The following is a 2254-nucleotide window of genomic DNA, read 5'->3' as shown; positions in this document are numbered from 1 at the left end:
GACTCCCAGGGGTGGAGAATCGAAATCAAGCAGTATCCCCTATTGACTTCCGTGGGAGCCATCGGCAACCTCACCGATCCGGATGCCCCGGCTCAATATTACACACAGGCCGAAATAGCCGAAATAGTGCAATATGCGGCAGAGCGGTTTATCGAAGTCATTCCCGAAATAGATATGCCGGGACATGCCACCTCCGCGGTTAAAGCCTATCCCGAGTTCAGCGGCAGCGGTTCAAAGCGGTATCCCCACTTTACTTTTAATCCGGGGAAAGAGGGCACCTATACGTTTCTAACAAATATTCTAAAAGAGATAACCGCTCTTTTTCCTTCAAAATATATCCATATAGGCGGAGATGAGGTGCACTTTGGCAATGAGCAGTGGAATCACTTGACTGAAATCGGAGAGCTGATGAGAACAGAACGACTCAACGACCTGGTGGCAGTGGAACACTACTTCCTGAACAGGATGTCGGACTCCATCCGTACGCTGGGTAAAACCGTTATGGGATGGGATGAAGTGGTCACTGCCGGCTTGCCCGTGTCCAATACGGTGGTGATGTGGTGGCGTCAAGAGAGGCCTGAACAGCTTGAAAAAGCGATAAGTAAAGGTTATGAAATAGTGCTGTGTCCGCGGCTGCCCCTCTATTTGGATTTCGTCCAGCATCCGTTGCATCAATACGGCCGGAAATGGTCGAAAGGCGAGTACGCACCCATGGAAAGGGTCTATCATTTTCCCGGTACGGGTTACACTTCAGGCATATCTGTGGCTACACCATTGGTCAAAGGCCTGCAAGGGAATGTATGGACAGAAAGAATTCATACGTCCGAGCGGTTACAGTTTATGGTATATCCCCGGCTGTCGGCATTGGCGGAAGCCGCATGGACGCAAGATCGGTCAAAAAATTACGAGAACTTCAATTTGCGGATGGACAGGATGATGGAAATTTACAAAAAATCCGGCATCGTTTTCTTCGATTATAAAAACCCCGATTCAAGTCCTGAAGTTGCAGGGCCGGAAATGAGAAAAAAAGATTGAAGAGATGGAATCGAATCAAACAAACCATGTGCCTACCGGCATGGGCAAGGAACAGGAAAGAATCCTTTCCATAGACTTCTTTAGGGGATTGGTGATGTTTATCCTTGTATCGGGGATAGCGACCCTGTTTCACCAAATGACGGAACAGGGGCAGGGAGGTGCGTTTATTGCCTGGCTCGACAAGCACTCCAATCACGGCAACTGGTTCGAGATCTATTTCTGGGACCTGATACAGCCTTTTTTTATGTTTATCGTCGGTGTCTCCATGCCTTTCTCTCTTTCCAAAAGGCTTGCACGGGGCGATAGCTGGAAGCGGTCGTTCATCCATGCCCTGAAGCGTTCCTTCTGGCTGCTGCTGCTCGGTTTTATGCTGGGAGCAAAAGACGATACCTATTACCTGACCAATATCCTTCCCCAACTGGCGTTTGTGTATGTGTTTGCCTTTCTGTTGTTGCAAAAGGATGTGAAATGGCAACTGGTGGTTTCCTTTGCGCTGATACTGGTCTCCGACCTGCTTTACCAGCTTTGGTCGATAAAAGGATACAATATGCCCTACACGCCCGACCACAATTTCGGCGCATGGTTAGATTCAGTCACAGTGGGTCATCTGCATCCCGACCATTGGGTCACATTCAATGCGGTGCCTACTTGCGCCCACATCCTCTGGGGCGTCTGCATAGGAAAATTATTAATGACTGATTGGCCCCGAAAGAAAAAACTATGGATCATGCTTTCAACCGGGGTCACCGGGATCATGGGAGGGTATCTGCTGGGGTTATGTATCCCCATGATAGAGCGTATCAGCACCGGCTCTTTTGTCATTTTCAGCGGCGGTTGGTGCTTGCTGGCGATGGGATTGTCCTATCTCTTTGTGGATATACTCCGCTTCAGAAAGGTAGCCACGTTCTTTGCCATCGTGGGTATGAACCCTATTTTTATTTACCTTTTCAGCAGCCTCGGCGGAAAGAGTCTGCTTACCCGGATGGCCCGTCCGTTCACGTACCGTCTTTTTGGCTGGGGAGGCGATATGGTGATCAACATGGTGACGATTGCGGTGGTGGCGTTTATGGTCTGGGGCATCTGCTATTATATGTATAAACGGAATATTTTCATTAAATTGTAAAATAAATAATGATATGAAAAGAATACATGTAGGTTTGGTATTGTTTCTGCTGTATCTCTTGTCGGTGAATATATCGACTTTATCGGCGAAGGAGCC

General features: G+C 48.3%; 2 protein-coding genes. Both read left to right on the top strand.

Annotation, left to right across the window (positions count from 1 at the left end; all coding sequences use genetic code 11):
* Window positions 1–1035 (top strand): beta-N-acetylhexosaminidase (locus tag B3B27_RS04500; protein ID WP_286846947.1); only part of this gene is annotated, 1035 nt, incomplete at its 5' end.
* A 4-nt stretch (window positions 1036–1039) separates the two neighbouring features.
* Window positions 1040–2158 (top strand): acyltransferase family protein, encoded by a 1119-nt coding sequence (locus B3B27_RS04495; RefSeq protein ID WP_286846946.1) that lies wholly within the window; start codon window positions 1040–1042, stop codon window positions 2156–2158.
* Window positions 2159–2254 lie beyond the last annotated feature (96 nt).

The organism is Proteiniphilum sp. UBA5463 (assembly GCF_002427225.1).
In the GTDB taxonomy this organism is placed as follows: Bacteria; Bacteroidota; Bacteroidia; order Bacteroidales; family Dysgonomonadaceae; genus Proteiniphilum; species Proteiniphilum propionicum.
The sequence above is the reverse complement of the archived record's forward strand: the minus strand, read 5'-3'. Positions and strand labels throughout refer to the sequence as shown.

Excerpts from the sequence above, each read along its gene's own strand:
- B3B27_RS04495 (WP_286846946.1), top strand. The coding sequence starts at position 1,040 with ATGGAATCGAATCAAACAAACCATGTGCCTACCGGCATGGGCAAGGAA.